22 protein-coding genes are annotated in these 19,998 nt (G+C 67.8%); 10 read left to right on the top strand and 12 right to left on the bottom strand.

What is annotated here, in order from left to right; translation table 11 throughout:
* Positions 1 to 127 precede the first annotated feature (127 nt).
* Complete coding sequence (locus ABT294_RS25680) at positions 128 to 2,791, top strand: hypothetical protein (RefSeq protein WP_350808799.1); 2,664 nt, start codon at positions 128 to 130, stop codon at positions 2,789 to 2,791.
* A 610-nt stretch (positions 2,792 to 3,401) separates the two neighbouring features.
* Here ABT294_RS25680 and ABT294_RS25675 read toward each other — a convergent pair.
* Complete coding sequence (locus ABT294_RS25675; protein WP_350808798.1) at positions 3,402 to 3,830, bottom strand: hypothetical protein; 429 nt, start codon at positions 3,828 to 3,830, stop codon at positions 3,402 to 3,404.
* 122 nt (positions 3,831 to 3,952) lie between these two features.
* Positions 3,953 to 4,189 carry a hypothetical protein gene (locus ABT294_RS25670; protein ID WP_350808797.1) on the bottom strand — a complete coding sequence of 79 codons (237 nt, stop codon included), beginning with the start codon at positions 4,187 to 4,189 and terminating at the stop codon, positions 3,953 to 3,955.
* 329 nt (positions 4,190 to 4,518) lie between these two features.
* Between ABT294_RS25670 and ABT294_RS25665 the strand changes: the two genes are divergently transcribed.
* On the top strand, positions 4,519 to 4,746 hold the full coding sequence (locus ABT294_RS25665) for a hypothetical protein (protein WP_350808796.1): 228 nt from the start codon (positions 4,519 to 4,521) through the stop codon (positions 4,744 to 4,746).
* Positions 4,747 to 4,764: 18 nt separating this feature from the next.
* Here the strand turns inward: ABT294_RS25665 and ABT294_RS25660 are convergent, their stop codons facing one another.
* Positions 4,765 to 5,604, bottom strand: a complete 840-nt coding sequence (locus tag ABT294_RS25660) for a hypothetical protein (protein WP_350808795.1) — start codon at positions 5,602 to 5,604, stop codon at positions 4,765 to 4,767.
* Positions 5,605 to 5,695: 91 nt separating this feature from the next.
* Between ABT294_RS25660 and ABT294_RS25655 the strand changes: the two genes are divergently transcribed.
* Both ABT294_RS25655 and ABT294_RS25650 read left to right on the top strand, forming a co-directional pair.
* The gene (locus ABT294_RS25655; protein WP_350808794.1) at positions 5,696 to 5,968 is read left to right on the top strand and encodes a hypothetical protein; all 273 of its coding nucleotides are present in this window, start codon (positions 5,696 to 5,698) and stop codon (positions 5,966 to 5,968) included.
* Positions 5,965 to 6,234 (top strand): type II toxin-antitoxin system RelE family toxin, encoded by a 270-nt coding sequence (locus ABT294_RS25650; RefSeq protein ID WP_350808793.1) that lies wholly within the window; start codon positions 5,965 to 5,967, stop codon positions 6,232 to 6,234. Before ABT294_RS25655 ends, ABT294_RS25650 begins: the two co-directional genes overlap by 4 nt.
* On the opposite strand, the gene ABT294_RS25645 is transcribed toward ABT294_RS25650, so the two are convergent.
* Complete coding sequence (locus ABT294_RS25645) at positions 6,211 to 7,056, bottom strand: FkbM family methyltransferase (RefSeq protein WP_350808792.1); 846 nt, start codon at positions 7,054 to 7,056, stop codon at positions 6,211 to 6,213. The genes ABT294_RS25650 and ABT294_RS25645 overlap by 24 nt on opposite strands.
* A 4-nt stretch (positions 7,057 to 7,060) precedes the next feature.
* Positions 7,061 to 8,434, bottom strand: coding sequence for a hypothetical protein (locus ABT294_RS25640; protein WP_350808791.1), 1,374 nt, complete (start codon positions 8,432 to 8,434; stop codon positions 7,061 to 7,063).
* A gap of 880 nt (positions 8,435 to 9,314) precedes the next feature.
* Here ABT294_RS25640 and ABT294_RS25635 point away from each other — a divergent pair.
* Positions 9,315 to 9,710, top strand: coding sequence for a hypothetical protein (locus ABT294_RS25635; protein WP_350808790.1), 396 nt, complete (start codon positions 9,315 to 9,317; stop codon positions 9,708 to 9,710).
* A 183-nt stretch (positions 9,711 to 9,893) separates the two neighbouring features.
* The gene (locus tag ABT294_RS25630) at positions 9,894 to 10,376 is read left to right on the top strand and encodes a hypothetical protein (protein WP_350808789.1); all 483 of its coding nucleotides are present in this window, start codon (positions 9,894 to 9,896) and stop codon (positions 10,374 to 10,376) included.
* 75 nt (positions 10,377 to 10,451) lie between these two features.
* On the opposite strand, the gene ABT294_RS25625 is transcribed toward ABT294_RS25630, so the two are convergent.
* The 5 genes from ABT294_RS25625 to ABT294_RS25605 form a co-directional block, all read right to left on the bottom strand.
* Complete coding sequence (locus tag ABT294_RS25625; RefSeq protein ID WP_350808788.1) at positions 10,452 to 11,378, bottom strand: D-alanyl-D-alanine carboxypeptidase family protein; 927 nt, start codon at positions 11,376 to 11,378, stop codon at positions 10,452 to 10,454.
* A gap of 158 nt (positions 11,379 to 11,536) precedes the next feature.
* Positions 11,537 to 11,773 carry an ATP-binding protein gene (locus ABT294_RS25620; protein ID WP_350808787.1) on the bottom strand — a complete coding sequence of 79 codons (237 nt, stop codon included), beginning with the start codon at positions 11,771 to 11,773 and terminating at the stop codon, positions 11,537 to 11,539.
* A 238-nt stretch (positions 11,774 to 12,011) separates the two neighbouring features.
* Positions 12,012 to 12,278 (bottom strand): hypothetical protein, encoded by a 267-nt coding sequence (locus ABT294_RS25615; protein WP_350808786.1) that lies wholly within the window; start codon positions 12,276 to 12,278, stop codon positions 12,012 to 12,014.
* Between the two features lie 155 nt (positions 12,279 to 12,433).
* Complete coding sequence (locus ABT294_RS25610) at positions 12,434 to 13,063, bottom strand: hypothetical protein (RefSeq protein WP_350808785.1); 630 nt, start codon at positions 13,061 to 13,063, stop codon at positions 12,434 to 12,436.
* 2 nt (positions 13,064 to 13,065) lie between these two features.
* On the bottom strand, positions 13,066 to 13,839 hold the full coding sequence (locus ABT294_RS25605; RefSeq protein ID WP_350808784.1) for a hypothetical protein: 774 nt from the start codon (positions 13,837 to 13,839) through the stop codon (positions 13,066 to 13,068).
* Positions 13,840 to 14,127: 288 nt separating this feature from the next.
* On the opposite strand from ABT294_RS25605, the gene ABT294_RS25600 reads away from it, so the two are divergent.
* Entirely contained in the window at positions 14,128 to 14,331 is a 204-nt protein-coding gene (locus tag ABT294_RS25600) for a DUF1883 domain-containing protein (protein ID WP_350808783.1), read from the top strand.
* Between the two features lie 330 nt (positions 14,332 to 14,661).
* Here the strand turns inward: ABT294_RS25600 and ABT294_RS25595 are convergent, their stop codons facing one another.
* The gene (locus ABT294_RS25595; RefSeq protein WP_350808782.1) at positions 14,662 to 15,648 is read right to left on the bottom strand and encodes a HEAT repeat domain-containing protein; all 987 of its coding nucleotides are present in this window, start codon (positions 15,646 to 15,648) and stop codon (positions 14,662 to 14,664) included.
* A 243-nt stretch (positions 15,649 to 15,891) separates the two neighbouring features.
* On the opposite strand from ABT294_RS25595, the gene ABT294_RS25590 reads away from it, so the two are divergent.
* Positions 15,892 to 16,506 (top strand): recombinase family protein, encoded by a 615-nt coding sequence (locus ABT294_RS25590; protein WP_350808781.1) that lies wholly within the window; start codon positions 15,892 to 15,894, stop codon positions 16,504 to 16,506.
* Between the two features lie 2 nt (positions 16,507 to 16,508).
* Entirely contained in the window at positions 16,509 to 18,350 is a 1,842-nt protein-coding gene (locus tag ABT294_RS25585; protein ID WP_350808780.1) for a serine/threonine-protein kinase, read from the top strand.
* Between the two features lie 335 nt (positions 18,351 to 18,685).
* Here the strand turns inward: ABT294_RS25585 and ABT294_RS25580 are convergent, their stop codons facing one another.
* Positions 18,686 to 18,880: a sigma factor gene (locus tag ABT294_RS25580; protein ID WP_350808779.1), complete on the bottom strand. Its 195-nt coding sequence runs from the start codon at positions 18,878 to 18,880 to the stop codon at positions 18,686 to 18,688.
* A 164-nt stretch (positions 18,881 to 19,044) separates the two neighbouring features.
* Here ABT294_RS25580 and ABT294_RS25575 point away from each other — a divergent pair, with 164 nt between their 5' ends.
* Positions 19,045 to 19,479, top strand: coding sequence for an ester cyclase (locus ABT294_RS25575; RefSeq protein WP_350808778.1), 435 nt, complete (start codon positions 19,045 to 19,047; stop codon positions 19,477 to 19,479).
* Positions 19,480 to 19,998: the final 519 nt, after the last annotated feature.

The raw sequence follows: 19,998 nt of genomic DNA, 5'->3' as shown, positions 1-19,998 counted from the left end.
TGAGGTGTCCACTCCGTTTATTCCGGTCTGACCTGACATGTTGTGATCATTGCGGGTATTGGTGTGCTCTTTTAGCGTCAGCGGCGTGGGCCCTCAGGGCCCGGCCGGGAGGCGAACAATGGCGTTCATGCGGGCCAAGACCACAGGATTCACCGGGATCATCCCGACACGGGAAGCCCCGTGGAGGGCGATGTTCCTGCGGGGCGAGCGGGTCGCACAGATCAGCGAGACAGGGCTGGTGTGGGAAGGGCCGCTGACGGAGATCCACAAGGGGTGTCTGAGACTGCCCGAGCCGTACGCCAGCTGCAGCGAGGCGGCGCTCGACCTCCACGTGCCATACACCAGCACGCGGATGGTGTTCATCGCCGGCGACCGGTGCCTGGACTGGGAATGGAACGTCGGACAGAAGTATGAGGGGCCGATCACCAGCCTGCCGGACTTCGGGCCCTACCTCCCGGCCGAATACCGCAGCGACATCGACGTCGCGATGCAGGTGCCGGGCACACCGTGGAAGACCCTCCTGATCAAGGGCGAGCGGTGCGCGATCATCGCTTGGGGCCAGGGCGTCGAGTACGAAGGACCTCTGACCGCACGAGGCGAGCCGGGGTGGAAGAAACTGCCCGCGCAGATGAGCGGCGACTTCGACGACGCCCTGATGCTCTACGCCGGAGGCAACAACCGGACCGTGTTCATCAAGGGCGACCAGGCGATGGACTTCCACTGGATCGACGGGCCCACGAAGATCGGCCCGTGGGCGCAGGTCCTGCCGGGGCTCGGCGCCTTACCCGCCGCCTACCAAACTCCTCGGCTGCCGGCCGCAGGGCGTTTCTCCGGCACGACCGGCGATGTGCGGGTCGATCTCCGCGTCGATTTGACGGGCAAACTGCCGGTGATCTCCGGTGACACGTTCACCGCCCCCGGCGACAAGTACCTCAACTCCTTCGTCCTGGAGGGCAGCCAGCCCGTCACGCTGCCCGCCACCATCTCCGGCATCGCGACGTTCGCCTCCGACACCCAGATGCCGAAGATTTCGGTGGTCGTGGACAAGCTCGCTCCCGGCGGCACCGCCACCCTCACCCGCAGCGCGGCCGACGGAACAGCAGCCACCACCTACACCTGCGCCTACGTCTCCCGGTTCCTGCGCACCATCGACTGGGAGGTCGACGCCGTAGCGGGCACCAAACCGGCCCCCCAGTACGCCACCACCACCGACCCCCGCCCGCCCGGCCTGGCCAAGAAGCTGATCACCGTCCAGTCGGCCTACGCCGACGCCGGGATCGAGCTACGCACTTCCGGCGCCGTCGTCAACGAGATCGCCATCGACCAGGCGGGCGCGGACCTGAAGTGGTCCGATGCCGAGCTGCATGCCGCGATGGTCAGCAACTTCAGCGGCCACCGGGACATCGAGCAGTGGAAGGTGTGGAGCCTCATCGCCACCCGCTCCGCCGACGGCGACGGCATCCGGGGCGTCGAGTTCGACAACGAAGGATCCCCACGCCAGGGGATGGCCGTGTTCCACACCGCTCTGGTCGAGCAGCAGATGGCCGGAACGCGCAAGGAGATCCGGACCTGGGTCCACGAGCTCGGCCACACCCTCAACCTGCTGCACAGCTGGCAAAAGAACCTCGCCAATCCCCCGCAGCCACTCGGGCCGCGCGACGGCTACGGCGACCTGTCGTGGATGAACTACCCCCAGAACTACCAGGGCCCGAACGGAGAGCAGGACGAGGACGCCTACTGGGCGGCCTTCCCCTACCAGTTCACCGACAGTGAACTGCGGCATCTGCGCCACGGCTTCTACCGCAACGTCGTCATGGGCGGCAACGCCTTCCTGACCGGTGCCGCCGATCGTCCCGCTCTGGAGCGGTTCGATGCGCCACCGGCCAGCCGGTCGGGACTGCGGCTGGAGCTGTTCGGACGCGACACCTTCTCCCACGGGGAACCCGTCGTCACCGAGATCAAACTGTCCCTGGACGGCAGCACCCCCCAAGCCGACGCCTTCCCCAACCTCAGCCCCCGCGGCGACAACCTAACCATCCTGGTCACCGACCCGGCCGGAGCCGTCCGTCCCTTCCGGCCCATCGCCCGTCACTGCGGCAACCCCGACCGCCGCATCACCCTCGACGCCCAAACCCCCGCCCTCTACGACAGCGCCTACCTCGGCTTCGGCGCCGACGGTTTCACCTTCGCCCAGCCCGGCACCTACCGGCTGCGCGCCCTGTGCAAGGCTCCCGACGGCTCCACCGTCACCTCACCCGAGCACGCCATCGAGGTCAGCCCGCCGCAGAGCGAACAGGACCGGAAGGCGGGCGACCTGCTGATGGGCTCACAGCAGGGCACTCTGCTGGCCCTGCTGGGCTCTGACGCCCCGCAACTGGCCGAAGGCAACGCCGCTCTGGACCAGCTCATCGCCACCTATCCCGACCACCCGCTCGCGGTCTACGCGCTGATGGTCAAAGGCACCAACGCCGGACGTCACTTCCTGACCCTTGGCAAGGACGGCATCGGCGTGCGGCCTGCCGACACCGACACCAGCATCAAACAACTCGGCGCGGTCGTGGAGACCACCCTTGACACCAGCACCGACGCCGGGGTCGACAACATCACCCTCAACGCCACCATGCGCCGCCTGGCCCGCGCGCACGCCCGCGCCCATGACCTCAAACAGGCCGACGCCGTTCTGGACCAGATGGTAGAGACCTTCCGCGACCAGCACGTCCCGCCGCCGGTCCTGGCCACCATCGCCGAACAAGTCGAAACCACTCGCACCGAGCTCCACGAGCAGACCTGACACCACGCCGCCCGCCTGAGCGCTACCGCAGGTGCGGTAGGGCCCCCAGATCTCCGGTGACCAGCGCCGGGCGTGCTCGGCGGCGTGCTCGTCCGGGGTCTGGGTCTCGGCGACGTCTTTGAGGTGGGCGTCCTGGGCGCGGTAGGTGGCGGCGCGTTCGCGAGCCGCGGCCGCGTGCTTTTTGGCGTCGCGCACGGTCCGGCCACCAGGACCACCGTCGGTGGCGACCCGGTCCCACAGCAGCGCCTCACGCTCGTAGACGTCGGCCAGCAGGTCCGGCGGCGGCCCCATGAACTCATCGCGGATGGCGCTCGTACGGTTGGTCAGCGTCATCAGCTCGGTCGGCGGGTCCATGCGGACCATGCCGCCCGACACCGGCCGGTCGCTGTCGCTGCCGGGGGCCTCGCGGTTGTGGGCGGCCGCGTGCGCCAGCGCCCAGGTGTCCAGGTCAGCGGCGGTCTCCTCCGGGCGGGCGGTGCCGGCGGGCATCCAGTTGACCAGGTGGGTCTCCAGCCCGCCGGTAATGCCGTACATCTCCTCGACCACCTCGGGGCGCCGGACGGCGGCATCCCATTCCTCGGTGGCCTTGCGGAGGTGTCAGTGGGGCGTGCTACTCGTCGCGGTCGGCCTGCCTGGACAGGGGCACGGGAGGTCGAGCGGGCACAGAGCCAGGTTCGCCGTCAGACCAACGAACAAAGTCAATGTCCCTGACGTGGTCGGTGGTGCCGTGGCCGGGTTCGCTTGAGCATTGGTCCCACTTCCCGATAAACGCCGGATTATCCACGCTCTTGATGTCCCATCTCAGACTCAGCGCGGTGCACTGACTCGGGTCCGGGTCCTCCACTTCCGAGTCCGGGGGCGCGAACAGGCCCACCGAGGCCAGAGCAGCACGGGCGATGACTCTGCTGTCCACGTCATTGTCGTCTAAGGCGGCGCCTGCTTTGATCGCGTACCAAATGGCCGTGCTGTACTCGTCGTTAGTCAGGTAGCGCATGGGCGAGGGAAGGGGGACCGGCGCGCCGGTCGGATTCTCGGACATGCCATTACGATGACAGAGGGGCGTCGACCCGTCACCATGGCCTCTTCGCGAACGGCGCCCTAACCCATCTCCTGAGTCGTACCTCGCTGGTCAGCCGCACAACGACGCTTTGAACCACGCGCTCAGCGCTTGGCCTGCTGGTCGGCCTCGCTGACGCGGGCGCCGGCCGCCCACCGCTGCGCCTTGCCGGTCACCTGCTCGATGAACTCAGCCTGTGTCAAGCGGCCGTGCGTCGCCCACCACTCTTGCAGCTCACCCGACTGGGGGTCGAGGTTGGCGGCGCACTGCTCGGCGAGTGCGCCTGCCTGACCGCCCAGGCGCTGAACACCGGCTACGCGCCCGTGGATAACTCTTCGCATATCGCCCAAATGGCCTCAAGGCCGGGGGTGGCGGCTCGCCGTAGCTGTTGGAGGTCCAGGCCAGGTACGACGGATCGACCACGCCGGGAGAACGCGGAGATGCCTCATGATCGGTGAGACGGGCACCTTGTGGACCGTCTCATCGAACTTGAGGCACCGCAGGCCAGAGGCGCTCCATGCCTCAGATTGAACGAGACGGAACACGTGTCACCAGACGTCCCGCGGCCGGGGCGGGTGGCCGGATGAGGCCGCGGCCCCGTCACGGCGCCCATGGGTGCCGTAGCGTTGGCGCACTGCGCAGGACAGCCATCGCGACATCGGGAGGGACGATGAGCGACCCCATCTGCTCCATGTGCCAACGGCCGTACGACCCCGAGTTCATGACAGGGCTGCCCTGTCGCGTCTTCAGCCGTGAGGACGTCGTGACTCCGGGCTGCCCGGCACAGCAGCGCATGATGGCGAAACTGAATGAACAGGTCCGCAGAACCCCGCCGGCGGGGGGATGTCTCATGCTCATCCTGGCGCTGCCCCTGCTGTTGATCCCTCTGTTCCTGTGACCGGGGCCGGGCGGCTGGTCAGTCCCCTGGATCGAAGGGGTCGTCCTCGGCTCCGCCTCCGTCGCCGGGCCCCTTCTTCCTCGACTCGCCGACCGCGGCCGCTGCGCCCACTGCGTCCTCGCCGACAAGGTCAACAGGCTGCTCGCCCGACCCGACGGCACCATCCCGCCGCAACTCCAGCCGCTCGCCGAGGGCCTCGCCAACACTCACACGCCGTTCAAGACCATCCAGTGGGTTCACGAACACCCGAACGCCAAGGTCCTGGCCGAACTCGTCGCAGGCGGCCGCGAGATCAGCCACGACCTCCTCGACGAGCTTCCGCCCGGCGCCGCCCTCCAACACCTCCGGCAAATGATGGTGCACCGCCGAGCCCGCAGCCGCTCGAGCCGCCACGCCTTCCCCAGCATCGTCGGCCGAGACCTGCGTCGCCGCATCCTGGTCGCCCTCGACCTCCTGGCCTGGATCGACGCCCAAGGAACCACCCTCACCGACCTTCACCAGGACGACCTCGACCGATGGCTCGACGAGGAGAACACCCAACGCCGCAACCGCGTCCGCTACTTCCTCGGCTGGACCGCCGACCGTCGCCTCAGTCGGCGGCTCATCGTCCCCTCCATTCCACGCCAGGAACCCGCCGACCTGCTCGACGACGACGAACGCTGGAAGCTTATGCAGCGCTGCCTGACCGACGAGACCCTCCCTATCGAGGCCCGGGCAGCCGGAGCACTCATCATCCTGTTCGCCCTCCAAGCCCAGCGGATCCGCCACCTCACCGCCGACCAGCTCAGCGAGAAAGACCGCCCGTACGACACAAGACCAGGAGCAACGTCCAGATCGATAGCCCACGCTTATCGGCATGAGCGGACGGTTTCGGAGGGGCGTCAAGCGGTCCTCGGGTTGGTCCCATCGGCGGGTGTTACTGTGGGCGGGGAAACGGAGCACAGCTGTCGTGGAGTACCGGATGTTGCGGTTGCCCGCTGGCACGGGGGCGATCGAGCGGGCCATGGATGATGCCGGGGCCGGGGAAGTCGTGCTGGTCGAGCGCGACGGGCGAACGGTGGCTGCGGTGGTTCCCTACGTCGTGGCGCTGGCCGGGGTGGATGCGCTGCGGGCTTCGGTGGATGCGGCTGATCGCGTGCTGGGGCTGCGGCTGATCGCAGAGCTGGGAATGGGGCTGACCGCCGTTCGGCTGAACGACCTGAGGCGGGAGCTAGCTCGATGAAAGGCTACTTCGAGATCCTGCTGGCCGAGCCGGCTGCCGATGCTCTGCGAGCGTTGCACGAGGAAGATCCTCTGGCGGCTCGCTTCGTGGTGGACTGGCTGGAGTTTATCTCCACCGACCTGGAGTCCGGTGGCCTGCGGGATATCGACAAGGGGGCGGGGCTAGCCAAGGCTGCCATCGGCGACTTCGACGCGCTGTGCTGGATTCGACGGGAACAGATGAATCTCATCGTGCTGGACGTTTCAAGGCGCAGTGATCCAGCGTGAGGCGGCATCCTTATTGACATGGTCGGCGAAACGGCGGAACTCGTCAGCACGGTTCTGGTGAGCGGGCTCGGCGTAGATGTAGGGGCACATCTCCGAGGGCGTCATCTTCGACCTCTGGTAGAGCGAGAACTCGCACCACGAGTAGCCATGTCGACTCAGCTGGTCGACGACTTCATGCCTGATGTGCGGGCCGTACATCGGGTCGTGCATCTCGATCAGGAGCGTCGGCTGGTGCGCTCGAATGGTGGCGGCGGCTCCCGCGAGAATCTTCGCCTCTTGGCCCTCGACGTCGACTTTCATGAGGGCCACCCGTTCCTTGGAACCCGCCATGAGGGTGTCAATCGGAACCCCGTCCGTCTCGGCCAGGAAGGCGCCAATGCGGCGGTCCGCCGTGAACAGGGTCGAGGGAATGCAGTCGATGGGTGGGGCCGCGGGTTCATCGGGTGCCAGGCTGCGGGTACATGGGCCTGCCATTACGTTGAAGGGATCCCACAAGCGCAAGCGGGCCGGGGCATCGTGGGCCGCCACCGGATGGATGGTGACGTTGCCGATCCCGTTGAGCCGGAGATTGGCGTGCAGGACGTCCACGGCGGCCGGGTTCGGTTCAATCGCAACGACCTGAGAGAACGATCCGGCCAGGCGGATGGCAAAGTGGCCGACATGGGCGCCGACGTCGACGAAGACGGCGTCCGCGGCGCCGAACGAGCGGAGCAGGCGCCAGATGTCCTGTTCGTGCGGGCCGGGGCCCATGCGATCGCCGCTATCGGGCCGAACCGTCCACCGGAACCCGTCGCTCTCGACGAGCCTGGTCGTCGCGGGCATTGGTTCAGCGGCCCTCGATCGAACGTGTGCTGGGTGAGATCCAGCTGCGGTTAGGGGAGAAGTCCCGCAGCTCGCGCATGCGCGATGACTCGGTGAAGAACACGAACTCCAGGGTGGCACGGCTCACCATTCGCTGTTTCAGGTCGTCGCTAATTCCGCCTCCGACCAGTGGCACCGCGCTGATCGCCACCTCGGTGAGCGTAGACAGACCGGACGTCGCCCAGCGTTCCGCGACCCGCGCGAGCCGCGGGAGCTTGCGACGCAGGAAGATACCGAGCCTGGTCGGCTCGACCGTCTGGTGGGGGCGGGTCGCCCGGATGTGTTCGCAGATGCGCTGCCAGTGATCTGCCGCGCAGTCGGCCAGCGCGGTCTCTAGCACGTTCTCCGCGGTCTCGACGTCGCGGGCCTCGAAGTACGACTGGATCTCGAACAGCTCGGCGGCCCGCTCGCGCAGTTCCATGATCTCTTCGAGGCGAAGCATGGCGAGGAGATCGGGTGGCGGGCCCTCGACCATACGGTAGGCCGTCTCCATCAACTCGGCCGAGCCCAGCCGGGAGTCGGCTCTGCTCCGCTCGGTCCTGTCACCGGCGAGAACGGCCTCGGCCAGGCCCGTGCTCTGGCCCGAGTCCCAGTCGGAGCCCAGAATTCGGGCGTTGAAGAGGTCGGCGTGGGCTGTCTCGTCGAACAGGCCATGAATCTGAACGAGCGGACTTGAGACCGGTAGTCCGGAGTCGCGCAGCAAGGCGAAGACCGGAGCGTGCGAGAACTGTGGCTGAGCCAAGATCTCGTCATAACGGCGGCGCAGCTCACTCGGCTGCTGAGCCAACAGCCCGGCTAGAACCGAGTCCGCTGAGTTCGCCGCCGCGCGAACCTGCCGCATGAAGCCGTCTTTCGCCAGTGCGTGGTCGTAGGGAACGACGATGGAACCGTCGGCGGCGAGCACCCCGTCAAGGTCAGCGACCATCCTCTCCCGCGTCTCGGAGATCGGAGAGATGACCCACCCGCTGCCATCCGGGCTGTTCTTCTTCCAGCTGCTCAACACATCGGCCAGGGAATTGACCGGAACGCGCCGGTCCTCCAGGCGAAGGTAGGTGTCATTGCGGAGCCCCACCGCCACGACTTTGGCCGCGACGAGTTCACGGAGCAGCCGATAGAAGTTGATCCCTCGCAGATCGCCCCGGCCGAAATCACCGACGACCCTGGGGTTGTCGATCAGCTGCGTGTCATGGACGAAGACGCGCTCGTTGAACAAAGCGCCAAAAACAAGCAGAGCACGCAATTGTCTCGCCGAGCTGATTCCCGCCCAGATCGGCTCCAGGGCCGCGAACTGCGACGTCGCTCCTATCGCGGCAAGACCGAACGGTTCGTCGCGAACCATGGACCCGAGCACCCACCCCTCAAGAGCAACATGGATCCCCGCCAGTGCGCGCTCAGTCAAACACAGGAAATACCCTATGGATAGGGGAGGTACTCGAGCGGTGAGCAACCCTCACTTTGGGCATTGGTGGTCCCTCCCACCAGACTGAGCCAGACTCCCGGGTCTTTGGCATGAGCGGACGTTCGGGCGACACGGTCCCAAGGCCGGCGATCAGATTGCTGGCCCCATCCACCTCCTTGAGCGGGGAGTTGGGCATGGTTGGAATAACACCCCTGCACCAGTAGTGCTTGGCCTGCGGGCGGGATGCTGCCCTGACCCCGAGCCAGACGAGCACGGCAACGTCGGACGGCATCTGATCCGCGGCCACGAATACAAGACCTCCGTCGACGAACACGGCAACCATCGATCCGCCGGGACGGAACGTGACGTCCCCTGGGTGGCGATCACGCCGGTTGTCAAAGCCATCCGGGTTCTGGAGCGCATGGTTCCCGAAGTGGTCTGCTGTTCGGCCACGACGCCCACGACCTACACGCGACCCGGTCACGCACGGGCTCGCTCAAACCTGCCGCGTTCAGAACGCGCATCGAGGATTTCATCGTCTGGGCGAACGCAGAGGCGGAGGCCCGCGGGCTGAGCGATCAGATCATCCCACCCGACCCGCACGGCAATGTGGGGACCAGCCGTTTCCGCAGGTCGCTGGCCTGGCATATCGCTCGCAGGCCGAACGGTCTCGTCGCGCTCGCCATCCAGTATGGGCATCTACGCACCACGCTCGTTTCGGAGGGGTACGCCTCGCGCAGCCGCGGCGGCATTCACGAGCTCATCGACGTCGAGACCGTCCGGGCGGTCGCCGACACCCTTGCCGAGGGAAGATCTGCGGGTGGTCAGCTACCCGGAGCCGGAAGCCCAGCAGGAACTGCTCGACTCCTGGGTGCGCGAGTACGGCCAATACGAGACCCACGTCCGCGGCGCCTCTCCGACCGGTCGCTGGCATGCCGACCGGGTCATCCGTTTCCTTGTGATCACCGAGCCAGAGTGGATGCGCCTCGAAGGCGACGCACTCGTGCTTGAGACCTCAGACTCCAACGGCAGGCTGTTCGAGCGGGCCGGATCGGTCATGCGGCGCAAGCCTCACGGGGAGCCGATCACGCTCGCGGAGGTGCTGACCGGCTGGCCGCCGCCGCCCTTGGACCGCAGCAGGGACTACGCGAAGCGTCTCATGTACCCGGGGCTCCCGTCGGTGCGGGATCTGCATCCGGGTTCCAGGGAGGGGTAGGGACGCCGATACCTGACTACGAGGTGCTCCGCAGTTTCTACACCGTCACCAGTGAGGTGCGAGGCCGGTCCTACACCCCGGACTGGGACGTGCTGTCGGTCACCGTCGAGTTCGACGGGCAGCCCGATCGCCGCCGGGCGTACGCTGCCCGCAGGTCGGTTCTCACGCTCGCGGGGCGGCTTCATGGAGGGTCTGCTGGTAGCTCCGGAGGTGGCCGCGCTGGTCCCCGCTGAGGACCTCGAACGTCTCCGCCAGGCCGCCGCGTCGTACACATGCGCCGCCTGCGGTCAGGTCGGCCGCACGCCCGAGCAGCCGGCCGCCCTCGTTCTCCTGCGCGACGGCCTGTTCACCGTGGCCAAGCTGGCGCACGGCGCATGCGCTCCCAGCGCCGTGTTCGACGTCCCCGGCTACCAGGCCCGCGTCCTGGCCGAGGCCGAGACGTCCACAAGCGTGGTCGTCGCCGCGTGGCTCTTCTACTCCCCCGGCCCCGCACGGCCGTCCGGGCTCAGCCCCGTGATCGCCGGGAACGTCGGCCGCTCGCTCTGGATCTGGCAGACACTCCACGGCGAGATCCCGCCCCCTGGCCACGCACCGCCCCACACGGCCGAGCGGTCACGGTGCCGCCGGGTGCCGCGAATCTGGAGGCCCCATCGCGCCATCCAGTGATCTTGTACGTGGGCGGCGCTCTGGACCCCTGGATTGCCGATCATGTGAGCGGGGCCTGGGACGGGCTTTGACGGCTCACCAGAGAGCGGGGCCGACCGCCTCGGCAGGGCGAGGGGTGGTGGGGCGGGGCTCCGGCCGGTTGAGCAGCCACCGTTCGACCGCCGCGCTCATCTTCCCACCCGCCTCCAGCGCCGCCGCCTTGGCGGCGATCGGGTTGGTGTTCGCCACCTGGCCGAGGATCACCCCGAGCACCAGGCGGCCTCGTACGCGGGAGGCCCACATCAGGTTGCCGCCCGCGACGGTGCCGGAGCCGGTCTTGATGCCGATGACGCCGTGCTTGTTCAGCAGCGTGTTGGTGTTGGGCAGCCTTCTCGCGTCGCCGGGGACGGCCGTGTCGGCCTGGGCCACCACCTCGCGGAAGACTGGGTCGCGCATGGCCTCCTTGGCCAGCTTGAGCTGGTCGGCCGCGGTGCTGACGGTGCTGTCCTCGTTGCCGCTGGCGCCTGTGTACGTGGTGGCGGCCATGCCCAGGCGGTGGGCGGTGGCGTTCATCCGCTCGACGAAGCGCTCCTGGGAACCGGAGTCCCAGCGGGCCAGGAGGCGGGCCACGTTGTTGCCCGACGGCACCATCATCAGCTCCAGGAGACGGCGCAGCCGTACCCGCTGGCCCTCCCTGACCGGGGCGGTGGACTCCTGCGGCACGTAGGACTCGTCGGCGGCCGTACGGTCCACGGTGATAAGCGGGCCGTCATCGCCGAGCCGGAGCGGATGGCGGCGCAGGATCACGTAGGCGGTCATGACCTTCGTCACGCTGGCGATGGGCAGCGGGTCGGGGTCGCCGCTGACGCCCAGGCGGCCCACGCCCTCCACCTCGACCGCCGCCTGTCCCTCTGCCGGCCACGGCAGGGGTACGGCGGGCACGGTGGCGCCGGAGACGGGCGGTACGGTTCCGCAGCCGGACAGGGCGCTCGCCAGCAGGAGAAGCACGAAGGAACGTCGCATGCCGAACACGGTGGGCCACCCACGTGTCCGTCCGGCCGTGGCCGCGTCTCCGCCCGGGCTTGACCGTGTATCAACCGTGCATCAGCCCGGCCGCCTGGCGACGGTGCCAGGCGTCGGGGGCGTTGGCCAGGGGCAGGTCGGCGCCTATGTTGGGCACCTCAATCGGGCAGGGTGATGGTGACGCTCGCACCACCGTCGACCGGGTTGGCGAACTGGAGGGTTGCCCCGATGATGCGGGCGTGGCCGAGCACGATGGTCAGGCCGAGTCCGTGCCCGCGGCCGCGCTCGGTCCGTCCAGTGCGGAAGCGCTGGGCCTGTCCCCTGTTCAGATTCGCAAGCAGGTCAGGTGGGAAGCCTGGCCCGTGATCGCGGATGACGATCTGGCGGGGGCGCACGTTGAAATAAGGCGCGGGACGGCAGGATCCGGTCGGTTAGCCGTCACGGCTGGCGAGCGGCCAGCGGCGCGACGTTGCCGCCAGGCGCGGGTTTTGCAGGCCGGTGAGCAGTACCGGGCGTCGGCGCGAGCGCCCGCAGCCAGGGCGCACCCGCACTCGGCGCAGCACCGCGACGTGCCGCCGCCGGAGTTCACACCTTCACCCTACGCTCGGGACCAGGTGGGGGCCGTCCAGCTCGTCAGCCGGGAACGGCGGTCCCGTCCGCCTGCGCCGCAGGGACCGGCTGCACCGTCACGGCGGTGCCGTACACCCGTGCGGCCTCGAACAGCGTGTTGAGGACTCTGGCGGCGTGCTCGCCGTCCGAGCCGCTGAGCCGCGTCCGCCATGCCCAGGAGCCTTGATCCCAGGCCATGTACGGCTTGATGAGTTCCACCTGGCGGTCGAACTCCTGCGACGTCAGGTCGCGGTTGGAGTGAGCCGTGACGTTCACCTCGAATGTGTCCATGACGCCGTTGTACGCCGGAGCGCCGACAGGATCGCCGCGCTACGGTCTCTCGCGTTATCTCACACGCCAACCCGGCTTGCCTCAAACGACCTTGGAAAAAGCGAAACCCCCGGGCCGGGCCGGGGGTTCGGTCGTGCAGGGAATTGCTCGGCTCGTCAGGTGTCCTGAGGACGGAACCCGTCGATGCCAGCCGCGACCGGGTCAGGGGCGGGCGCGATGTACTCGGCGACGGCCCGGCGGCACCAGGCGGTCACTTCGGGGGCCCGCTCTGCCTCGATCTCACTGTTGAGCCGGGCGCCTGCGATGCGCTCCGCGTCGGCAGGCGGCAAGTGGCGGACGGTGAGGTCGTCCAGGGCGTGACGGATCGCGGTGCGCTCAGGGCCCTCGGGAAGAGCGCGGCGGGCGGTGTTCAGGGCGCGGGCGATGCTGGCCTGCCCCACGTTGAGAAGCTCGCGGTACTTCTCCCCGCCCTGAGCCAGGCGGGCGGCCGCCTGCTCCCGGGTGAGGCCGCCCCGCTCGGCGAGTGCGTCCACCAGAGCATCCTCACGGGCGGGGCGCGCGGCGTTGATGCGCTGGATGCGTTCCTCGAAGGTGGGCTCGGGGAACCGCTCGCGCAGCTCGCGGCCTTCCTGGGTCCAGTCGTGCATGTCTCGGTCGGGGTGGCGCGGCCCCCATGCCTCCGCCCACTCGCACGGGCCGCCGACCCCGATGCCGAGATTCTGGGCGATGATCCCGGTCTGCCAGTCGGTCCAGACCAGGGTCCTCCAGCTGGTGCCGGTCCACACGATCAGCGATGAGTTCGGCGGGTTGCCCTGGCGCTCGTACCAGGCGGGCTCGGGGATCTCGGACCGGTGCGGGGAGGCCGGGCGCGGGCCGGGCGCGGTGGAGGGGCGCGGGCGATCAAGCGGGCGTCGTCCCGGGTCGAGCACCAGCCCACCGTCTGCCAACCGGAGGTGCTGCCGCCGTGGTCCTCGCCCATCACCTTCCCCTCGTTGTGCCCGAGGTCGAGCCAGACCGCGACCTGCCAGCGCAGCCCCGGCGCCGGCGCGAACTCCTGCGGCGGGTCCACGATCGCCCCGGGCGCATCCACCGGCCAGCCGGTGTGCGCCCAGATCCACCGGCCGTCGTGCAGCCGCGCCCATTCGGGCATCGCCACCACGGTCACGGTGCCGTCGGCCGCGCGCACCGGCACCGGCACCCGGGGCCCGCGGTTGGTCGCGGTGTAGCCGGAGCGGTTCGGCCCGTACGGGGTCTCGCGCAGCACGTAGCCGTCGACGGCGGCCTCCACCGACGCCCGCCTTTGCCACTGCGGGCGGACGCCCTTTTCCTCGGCCTGCACCCGCGCCTCGACCACCTCCGGGTCCGGCTCGGCCATGCGCACCGCCAGCGGCTCGCCCTCGGCCGCCAGCGCCCGCAGACCGTCGACGACCAGGCGCTCGCCCTCGGGCAGCGTCGTGTCGTCGAAGAGCGGGAGGTGGGGCGGAAGGTGGTCACGGTCGAGAGCGCGGCGGGCGGCGTTGTATGCCTCGCCGGTGGCGGCCATGCGCGCCCTGATCTTCATTGCGGCCGTTGCCCTTGGTCATCTTGAGTCCCGTCCGGCGAGGGTGCCCACGTCACCCCGCCAGGGATCGGTTCGACCAGGTGGCGGAGCGTCGTCTCACAGTGCGCGATTCCCGGGGGAACCTTGTCCTCGTCGCCACCGCCGACGTGGGCGGCGATGACTCGGAAGCGGGCCAGCGCGTGCGGCCACTAAAGGGCAGCGTACGCGGCGACACCGGCAATTCCAGGGGAACGGGTCATCATCGGCAGGCGGCTTCCCGGCCGACGCATGACCAGCTACTAATGGTTTGTGAGGCATCTGTACTGGGACCTCGGAGAAACCGGCGCCGGCGCCTGCTTTGAGGTGGACTGGCGCGGCTCGACCGCCCGGGTCTGCCTCATGGACAGCGACGAATACCAGGCGTACCTCGATGAGGAGGCCTACCAGTACCACGGCGGCTTCTACGACTACAGCCCCATCACCCTGCAGGTGCCGACGACTACTGGTACCTGATCGTCGACAGCTACGACCGGGTCAAGAAGGTCACCGTCGCCCAGCTCTTCGACGGCTGACCGGAGATCTGAGCGCGGCCTGGCGGGCGTCGATCGGCCCCAGCCCCTCCAGGCCGGGACCGAAGTCGGGGTCCAGCCATGACGTGATCTTGAACCAGGTAGGGCGTCACTCGAAGGTGTCCAGACAAGGAGATCTACGGCAGGTTCGAGCTGGACATGAACCGCCACCTGCACCTCGGCCCGCTTCTCCCGCGGCAGCGAACGACCCAGACCGATGCCGCTTCCTCTGACACGGCACCGGTCGGATGAGGGCCGCGCCTCCGGCCCCGGATCACTGGTGCCCGCAGGACGTCCACCCAGCACGGCCAAGAAGATCTGCTGCAGCCATCCGAACGTTCGGGTTCTTGTCCTGCAGAAGCTCGCGGGCTGCCGACCCATGGGTGGTCTCGTCGTTGCTGACCTGGAGCAGGTAGACCAGGGCTCGACGTCGAACCCAGTGGTCCGGATCCTTGAGTGCCGAAGCCAGCACGTCTGCAGTATTGCTGTCGAGCTCGGCCAGAGTCCGTGCCGCGTCCATTCTCACTCCCCGGTCGGGGTCGTCGGCCAGGGCCTGGACGAGCGCGTTCCGGGCGTGATCGGTAAGGGGCTGACGCCCGCCCAGGGTGTAGGCGGCGGCTCGTCGTTCGCCGGGGGAACCCGAGGCGGTCAGGATCTCGATGAGCGCCTCGGAACTGCCGCGTATCTGGTCGCGGAAGTCGGGGACGAGCTCACCCTCCGGCAGGGTGTCGAGCCAATGCTCGTACCAGGTCAGGAAGTCTGGCTGGGGATGGAAGACCGGAGGTGCGGCAAGGTCTCCGAGGTTGGCGTCGAGGAGCCGACCTCGGGCGGGTCCTGAGATGACCAGCAGCGTCATCTCCAGGCAGCCGCGATGGACAACGGTGTGGGTGCCGGCGTACGAGTTGTTCTGCACGTCGCGGAGCCGAGCCCAATCAGCGGCGACGGAGTCGGTCGGCTCCAGCGCGAAGGCGCGCCCAAGCTGCTGACCGGCGGTAGGGATGTCGTGGGCAGACCAACGAGTCAGCGGGAGTAGTCCGTAGTCGGGTCCAATGCCCCCATTGCCGATCTCGCGCAGGAACGTCCGATAGCTATGGGGAAGACGGACGCCGTGTCTTGTCTCGTAGGCGACCACTCGTTCTTCGCTGAGAGGGGTGCCCAAGCGTTGACCGCCGGGCGCCCGCACGAAGGTCCGCGGGCGGGGAACGGGTTCCGTACAGGCAACGGCCAGTTTGGATCGGATGCGGGCGACTATGTCGTCCATGGATGCTTCTTCCAAGGGGCGGCGTCACCTTATGGAAGGCCGCGTTCGGCGACATCCTATGTGGAGGAGATCCCCGAGCAAGATCAGACCGCCTTTCGCAGCCTGGTCATGTCCGTTAGAGGAACGTTCAGCGAGACATCCTTGGATGCGAGCATCGGGACGACCGACCTGCGGCAATGCCATCTCAGATAGGTGGTCCACGAAACTGTCCGGTGATGGGGGCCTAAACGGTACGCTGCCCGGGTGGCAGAACTGATCGGCTACGCCAGATGCTCGACGGTCCTGCAAGACCTCGCCGCCCAACGCGAGATCCTCACCTCGCTCGGCGTCGCGGGCGACCGGATCTATCTCGACAAGGGACTCACCGGCACCAACCGCGCCCGGCCCGGACTCGACCAAGCCCTCGCGGCCGTACGTGCCGGCGACACTTTGGTCGTCCCCAAACTCGACCGTCTCGCCCGCTCGGTCCCCGACGCTCGCGACATCGGCGACACCCTGGTTGCCCGCGGCATCCGCCTGTCGCTCGGCGGCAGCATCTACGACCCCGCTGACCCGATGTCGAAGATGTTCTTCAACATGCTCGCCGTGTTCGCCGAGTTCGAAGCCGACCTGCTGAAGATGCGCACCCGGGAGGGCATGGCGATTGCTCGCTCTCGGGGCAAGCTCAAGGGGCGTCAGCCCAAGCTCACCACCCGCCAGCAAGCCGAACTGGTGCGGATGCACGCCACCGGCGAGTACACCATCGCTGACCTGATGGAAGTGTTCTCCATCGGCCGCGCCACCGTCTACCGCGTTCTGGACCGAGCCCCCGGTCGGCTCGACAGAAAACTCGAAGATTCGAAAACGGGAGAGGCGTAACAGTGCAAGACAAGCTCCTTGGGGGCCGTTACCGGTTAGTGCGACAGCTCGGCGAAGGCGGCATGGGGCAAGTATGGGAAGCGCAGGACGAGACACTGGGCCGGCCCGTCGCAGTCAAGGTGATCTCCCTGCTCGCCGGCGGCGGAAGCCGCGGTGACGAGGCACGCGCCAGGTTCCTGCGCGAGGCACGGATCACCGCCCAGCTGCAGCACCCCAACATCGTGACCATCCACGACCTCGGAGAGACCGGCACCGGAGACAACAGGGTCCCGTTCCTGGTGATGGAGCGGGTCCGAGGCGAGGGCCTGGACACGATGCTGCGCCAAGGCGTCGTCACCTTGCCCGACGCTGCCCGCTGGGGCGCGCAGATATGCGACGCACTGACTGACGCCCACGATGCCGGCATCATGCACCGCGACATCAAGCCGTCCAACATCCTCATCACGCCTTCCGGCACCGTGAAGGTCCTCGACTTCGGCGTCGCGCGGGCGGCCGACCCCTACGCGACCGCCGACCGACTCACCCAGACCGGCTTCATCGTGGGCACACCCCCGTACATGGCCCCCGAACAGGCACGTGGTTTCCCAGAACCGCGCAGCGACCTGTACGCGCTCGGCTGCCTTCTCTTCGAGCTGACCACAGGCCGGTTGCCGTTCCAGTCACCCGACACCGTGGGCTACCTGTCGGCTCACCTCACCCAGGAGCCCCCCACGCCCAGCTCGGTGGCCCAGGGCATCCCACCCGCCTGGGACGACCTCGTGCTGACCCTGCTGCGCAAGGACCCCGCCCAGCGATACCCGACCGCCGCCGACCTCTCCCAGGCACTGCGACGGCTCGACCGTGCACCCGAGCCTCCACCGTCAGAGGAGTCCACCCCACCCCCCACGAAGGTAGGCACGACTCCGCTCCCGCCTGTGGCTCCACCCCGGGCGGTGAAGAGCTCGGCACCCCCTGGTGGCCCGCCCGCGGGCACAGGCCTCGCAACGCTGGAGCGGTTCGGCCCCCCGGCGGTCTTGCTCGTGCTGCTCATCACTCTGCCGCTCAGTGAGCGGCATGGCATAGCCGGTTATGACAACACTATCTTCGCATACCTGTTCGTCCTGGGGGCTGCCCTAGTGTTGACGGCGGCACTCACGCCGTGCTCCAGAAGCCTGGCGCGCGGGGCAGGTTACGTGGCCACAACGCTCACTGTCGGCGGCGTCCTGTGGATCCCGCAATTGCTTGAGCAGGGACGCGCTTTATCCGACATGATGCCCCTTTACTACCTGCTGACTGTCCTGACGGCCGCTACGTACTGCTACCGCGACATCAAGACCCGGCGGGCCCGGTCGGCCCGCGGCACGTCGGACAGCGACGGCACAGCGACCATCGCGGCAACGCTGGCATTCCTGTGCCTTCCAGAGCTCCTGTACATGATCGTTTTGCTTGTCGGGTTCCTCCCAGACCCGTCTGCGCCGACCAAGCTGATCGCGGTGAATCTGGCAGTGGGCATCGTGGAGGCGGCCCTGCTCGCCACGGGCGCGCTGCTGCTGTTCCAGCACAAGATGGCCGGACGCTGGATGATCATGGCAACCGGCGGCACGGCGGCTCTGCACGGTTTGAGCGTCAGCGCGCAATACCTTGTGGCGGGAGGGCCACCATCCGTCGCAATGGTCGCCCTCGTCGTCGGCCCGCTCATGGCGGTTTCGGCGACCGCCGCCATGATCACGGCCGCGCTCCCGTCCACCGGCCGCCGGCACCTTGGCCGAAGCCAGCGGCACCCGAACGCCGCCGACTTCTCCCACGCACTGCGACAACTCGACCAGACTCAATCCAACGTGGATCACCGCACTGATCGCCGCTGATCTTCTTATCGCAGCGGTGTGGCTGCTGCGTTGCCATAGCTCCTTTTCCCGCTCCACCTCCTCAGGGCGACGCGTGCCCCGTCGCTCACAGAACTGAACTACCGGGCACGAGCGGCGACGCCCTGACCCCAGCGTCGCCCGCCTTGACTATCGAGCGCTCGACCCCTGGCATCCTGATCCGAATAGCAACGCCCACGTTGAGCTCGGCGAGATCATCGTCCGAGATGCTCGCCGTGGTGGCCGTGATCGCGGCTCAGTCTTCGTCGTCCCACAGGCCATAGTCGTGGGCCTCGCCGCGGGCCAGTCGTTCGGCGCGCAGCTGTTCGCGTTCGGCGTCAGATGCGGGTCAGCCAGGTGCCGGGGGACCTAATGGCGTACCAGCGGGCATAAGTCTCCTGGACAGGATCCTCTGCCTCGGACAGGGAGCGAAGGAGCCGGTACGCGAGACCGATGAGCTGACTCCGCTCATGATCGCGCTCAGACCCGGATCGGATGGGGTGGTCATGGTGTTGCGGTTCCCTTGATCGCATCCGTTCTCGCCAACTCGACGAGACATCCTCTTCGAATGTGAAGTTGGCGCCACCTCACAATCCGAGGGGCTATGTCGTCGTAACCACCGAGACGCTGGTTTCACCGCCAGGCGTCCCGTTGCGGGCATCTATGACCGCACCGTCTCGATCCAAGGAGAGGCGACATGTCAACAGCCCAGGAAGCACGCAACAAGGAGACGTACCACCGCTTCCACGACGCCATCAACAGCGGCGATCTGGAGGTCATCTCGAAGGCGATCGACGAGTTCATTCACCCGGACGGGCGGTTCCACACGGCTGAGCGGACTGGCGTGACCGCGGTGCAGGCACAAAAGCGCGTATGGGAGATCCTCCTGCGCGCGTTCCCCGACATTCACGTAACGGTCGAAGACCTGCTCGCCGACGGAGACAAGATCGTCGCTCGGCAGACGGTCACCGGGACCAACTCCGGTGAATACCGGGGCATGCCTCCGACCGGTAAATCCGTCACCTACAACGAGATCTTCATCGCCCGCTTCGCCGACGGCCAGGTCGCCGACATCTGGGGAGTCGTCGACGTCTACTCACAGCTGCAGCAACTCGGCCTCATCCAGGCCTAGTGCCTCGTCGGCCCACTGAAGAAGGGATTTGTCGTAACCAGTGGCACCGGAAACGTGGGCGCCCACGTCGTCCGCCAGCTGCTCGACGCGGGCGAGAAGGTGCGCGTCATGACCTGAAACCCCAGCAATCATTCATTCCCGGACGAGGTCGAAGTCGTGCCGGCGATCTGACCCAACCGGAGACTCTCCCCCCGGTGCTGGACGGAGCCGACCGGGCATTCCTGTTTCCCGTCCACAACGAGGGCGACGCTTTCCTCCAAGCCGCACGGCAGGCCGGCCTCCAGCATGTCGTGCTGCTGTCATCAGGCGCGGTCACGCACTCCACACCTACGTCGATCGGCAAAAGCACCTGCGACTGGAGCGGGCGGTCGCCGCGTCCCCCAACCTGACGGTCCGGGTTTGGAGCTGATGAGCCGGTCTGATCGTTCACGCGAGAAGATCGTTTCCTATCTGGGAAATAGGGATCTCCCGCATCAGATTCGAAAGCGATTTTCTGATAGGCGCTCCTGCCCGCTGAAT

This window comes from Nonomuraea sp. NPDC000554, from assembly GCF_040300065.1.
In the GTDB taxonomy this organism is placed as follows: Bacteria; Actinomycetota; Actinomycetes; order Streptosporangiales; family Streptosporangiaceae; genus Nonomuraea.
Note: the sequence above shows the minus strand (reverse complement) of the source record. Positions and strands in the feature narration are given on the sequence as shown.